The organism is Aeromicrobium sp. Leaf272, from assembly GCF_001422865.1.
Classification (GTDB): domain Bacteria; phylum Actinomycetota; class Actinomycetes; order Propionibacteriales; family Nocardioidaceae; genus Aeromicrobium.
Window position 1 is genome coordinate 89965 of sequence record NZ_LMMY01000009.1, and the last position, 3680, is coordinate 93644.

The window sequence follows — 3680 nt, forward strand, 5'->3', positions numbered from 1 at the left end:
GTTCTCCTCGGGGGCTTGGTGTGGTCCCCATGCAAGGCCCCGTGCGTGAGAGCGGCATGACGCGACGGTGAGAGGCTTCTCATGCAGGGCGCGCGGCGCCGGCGAGGGTGCCGGTGGGGGCGCGCGTCCACGGCCACACCAGCAGAGCCCAGACTGCGGCGACCACGGCGATCTCGACCGCCACGTACCAGGGCCACGCCGGCAGGACGTCGAGCAGCGAGGCGCGGCTCGGCTTGCCGTTGAGGTAGCCGTAGTTGGTGTCGGCGAGCGTGTTGTAGACCAAGACCGACGCCGCCCAGACGAGCGTGATCACGACCGTGCGGCGGTAGGTCGACCACGTCGGCAGCACACCGAGCCCGACGACGAGGTAGACCGCGGCCCACACGATGAGCAGGTGCATCGCCCAGAACATGACGAACCTCGGCTCGGGCCAGGCGGAGGCGAGGTCGGGCGTGGCCATGCCTTGCGTCGTGAGAGTGAGGCCCCAGAGGTAGGTGACGGTCGACGTGAGACGAGAACGCGTCCACAAGGCGTGCACCGCGAACATCCAGGCCAGGTCGCACAGCTGGAAGGGCAACGACGTGCGCGGGTTCCACTCCGCCGGCAGCAGCTGCAGGACCTGCAGGGGCACCGTCACGGCGACGATGCCGACGGCGAGGACGCGGCTCGTCGTGGCCTCCCCTGCCGTTCCGCGCACCCGCCGGCCGAGCAGCACGATCGGCACCAGGCCGACGGCGAACAGCACGAGCACCGTCACGTGGCTGGTGTCGTACGCCTGGAACTCCCCCGCTGCGAGCACGTCCCGTCCGTCGATCACCACGACCGCAGCGTAGACCGCTAGGCGGGCCGCCGGGCGATCGTCACCGCGAAGTCGGACGCAGGCGTGAGCGGCCGCAGGTCCCACGTGGCGAACCGCTGCTCCACGGCGAGGCCGGCGGCCTCGAGGTCGGCGTCGAGGTCGGGCAGGCCGTAGTGCCAGTCGAGGCGGAAGCCGAGCACCAGCGCCCCCTCGTCGTTCACGTGGCTCGCGAGCCGCTGCACCACCTGTCGCTCGGTTCCCGGCGCCAGGAAGACCATCACGTTGCCGGCGGTGACCACGACGTCGAACGTCTCGCCGAGGTCGAGCCCGGCGAGGTCGGCGACCAGCCAGCGAGGCCCGGGGTGCGTGGCCTGCGCCTCGGCGACCAGCACCTCGTCGGCGTCGACGCCGGTGACGTCGTGCCCCCGCCGGTGCAGGGTCCCGCCGAGACGTCCGGCACCGCACCCGGCGTCGAGCACCCGGGAGCCGCGCGGGCTCAGCGCGTCGACGAGCCGCGCCTCGCCCTCCAGGTCGGCACCCTCGGCCGCCAGCTCGCGGAACCGGTCGCGGTACCAGGTGGAGTGGTTCTCGTCGGTGTCGGTGAACCAGCGTGGTGTCGACGTCATGGACACCATCGTGGACGATCGCCCACCCCCGTGCGCGTCCGGCCGGACGGCCCGTCGCATCGACTCGGACCGGACCGGGCCTACGCTCGGACGGTGACGCAGCAGGACACCCCCACCACCACGGCGCCTCGAGAGGGCAGCGGGCTCCCCTACGGCATCGGCGCGTACCTCTGCTGGGGACTGTTCCCGCTGTACTGGCCGCTGCTCGAGCCGGCCGGACCGCTGGAGGTGCTGGCCCACCGCATCGTGTGGTCGCTGGTCTTCGTGCTCGTGCTCATTGCCGCGACCCGACGCTGGGGACGCTTCCGCGACATCGCCCGTGACCGCACGCTCATGCTGTTCCTCGCGCTCGCGTCGGTCACGATCGCGCTCAACTGGGGCGGGTTCATCTGGGGCGTCACCAACGGGCACGTCATCGAGACGTCGCTCGGCTACTTCATCAACCCGCTGGTCACCGTGCTCCTCGGCGTGTTCGTGCTCAAGGAGACCCTGCGGCCCGCCCAGTGGGCCGCCGTCGGCATCGGGTTCGTGGCCGTGGTCGTGCTCACCGTGGACTACGGGCGCCTCCCCTGGATCGCGCTCCTGGTCGCGGGCTCGTTCGCGACCTACGGGTTCCTAAAGAAGCGGGCCTCGCTCGGGGCCTTCGAGGGGCTCGGCATGGAGACGCTCATCCTGGCGCCCGTGGCCGTGGCGTTCCTGGTCGTCCTCCAGCTGCGCGGCGACCTGACCTTCGGCCACGCGGGTGCCGCGAACGCGACGCTGCTCGTCGGGACCGGTGTGGTCACGGCCATCCCGCTGCTCATGTTCGGGGCCGCCGCCACCCGGCTGTCGCTCACCACCATCGGGCTCCTGCAGTACCTCGGACCGTTCCTGCAGTTCCTGCTCGGCCTGTTCGTCTTCGACGAGGCGATGAGCACCGCGCGCTGGATCGGCTTCGCCCTCGTGTGGTCGGCGCTCGTGATCTTCACGATCGACGCGATCGGCAACCGGCGCCGCATCCTGCGCCAGACCGCCACCAACGCCGAGGCCTGCTGACCTACCCGTCCGCTCCCGGGGCCGCGTCCTGACGCGGGCTGGGGGCGCGGGCGGGGCGAGGCGTCAGGCCAGACGCGTGGCGAGGGAGTCGCAGAGCGCCTCGAGGGCGCGGCGGGCCGGCACGTCGGGCAGGTCGGCCAGCAGGGCTCGGGCGGCGTCGGCCTCGGCCTGCACGTGCGCCCGCGCCTCGGCCATGGCCGGGTGCACCCGCAGCGCGGCAAGCACCTCCTCGACGACGGCGTCGTCCTCGATCGGGCCGGCGAGGAGCTCGCGCAGCTCGGCGTCGGCCGGGTCGGTGCCGCGCAGGGCGAGCAGCGTGGGCAGCGTCGGGACGCCCTCGCGCAGGTCGGTGCCGGGCGTCTTGCCCGAGTCGTCGCTCTCGCTGGCGATGTCGAGCACGTCGTCGCTCAGCTGGAACGCCACGCCGATGCGCTCGCCGAACTCCGTGAGCGCGGCCTCGACCTGCTCGCCCGCGCCCGCCGCCCGCGCACCGAAGCGCGCCGACGTGGCGATCAGCGAACCGGTCTTGTCGGCCACGACGTCGAGGTAGTGCTGCAGCGCGTCCTCACCCTCGGACGGACCGATGGTCTCGCGGATCTGCCCTCGGACGAGCCGCGAGAAGGTCTCGGCCTGGATGCGCACGGCCTCGGTGCCCAGCGTCGAGACGAGCTCGGAGGCCTGCGCGAAGAGGTAGTCGCCCACGAGGATCGCCAGCGAGTTGCCCCAGCGGTCGTTGGCGCTCGGCGCCCCCCGCCGCAACGGGGCCTCGTCCATCACGTCGTCGTGGTACAGCGTGGCCAGGTGGGTGAGCTCCACGACGACGGCCGACGGCACGACGTCGGGGTGCTCGGGGTCGCCCAGCTGCGCGGCGAGCACCACGAGCAGCGGCCGGAACCGCTTGCCCCCGGCGTTCACGAGGTGGGCGGCGGCCTCGGCCACGAACGGGTCGGGGCTGTCGACGGCCTCGGCGAGGCGACGCTCGACGGCCTCCACCCCGAGGCGCACGCGCTCCTCGAGGGTCGGGTCGTCGAACGAGACTCCCAGCGACACGTCTGCTCCTGGTCCGGTGGGCTCAGCGCACGAACGTGCCCGCGTGCTGAGCGAGATCGAGCACCGGCCCTGGAAGGATGCCCATGGCCACCGTGCCCACAGCGGCTGCTGCGATGACCACCGTAGTCAAGAGGCTCGGCAGCGCGACCGTCGGCCCGTCGCCGACGGGG

4 protein-coding genes are annotated in these 3680 nt (G+C 72.5%); 1 reads left to right on the forward strand and 3 read right to left on the reverse strand.

What is annotated here, in order from left to right:
- Positions 1-79 precede the first annotated feature (79 nt).
- Both ASF38_RS01965 and ASF38_RS01970 read right to left on the reverse strand, forming a co-directional pair.
- On the reverse strand, positions 80-820 hold the full coding sequence (locus tag ASF38_RS01965) for a TIGR02206 family membrane protein (protein ID WP_162237279.1): 741 nt from the start codon (positions 818-820) through the stop codon (positions 80-82).
- A 17-nt stretch (positions 821-837) separates the two neighbouring features.
- Positions 838-1425: a bifunctional 2-polyprenyl-6-hydroxyphenol methylase/3-demethylubiquinol 3-O-methyltransferase UbiG gene (locus ASF38_RS01970; protein WP_056573300.1), complete on the reverse strand. Its 588-nt coding sequence runs from the start codon at positions 1423-1425 to the stop codon at positions 838-840.
- Between the two features lie 93 nt (positions 1426-1518).
- Between ASF38_RS01970 and rarD the strand changes: the two genes are divergently transcribed.
- On the forward strand, positions 1519-2460 hold the full coding sequence (gene rarD / locus ASF38_RS01975) for an EamA family transporter RarD (protein WP_082480402.1): 942 nt from the start codon (positions 1519-1521) through the stop codon (positions 2458-2460).
- A 63-nt stretch (positions 2461-2523) separates the two neighbouring features.
- Here rarD and ASF38_RS01980 read toward each other — a convergent pair whose 3' ends face one another.
- The gene (locus ASF38_RS01980; protein WP_369815156.1) at positions 2524-3504 is read right to left on the reverse strand and encodes a polyprenyl synthetase family protein; all 981 of its coding nucleotides are present in this window, start codon (positions 3502-3504) and stop codon (positions 2524-2526) included.
- Positions 3505-3680: the final 176 nt, after the last annotated feature.

What these genes read in the sequence shown, in the direction of transcription:
- ASF38_RS01970 (WP_056573300.1), bottom strand. Translation starts at nt 1,425, where the DNA reads ATGACGTCGACACCACGCTGGTTCACCGACACCGACGAGAACCACTCC.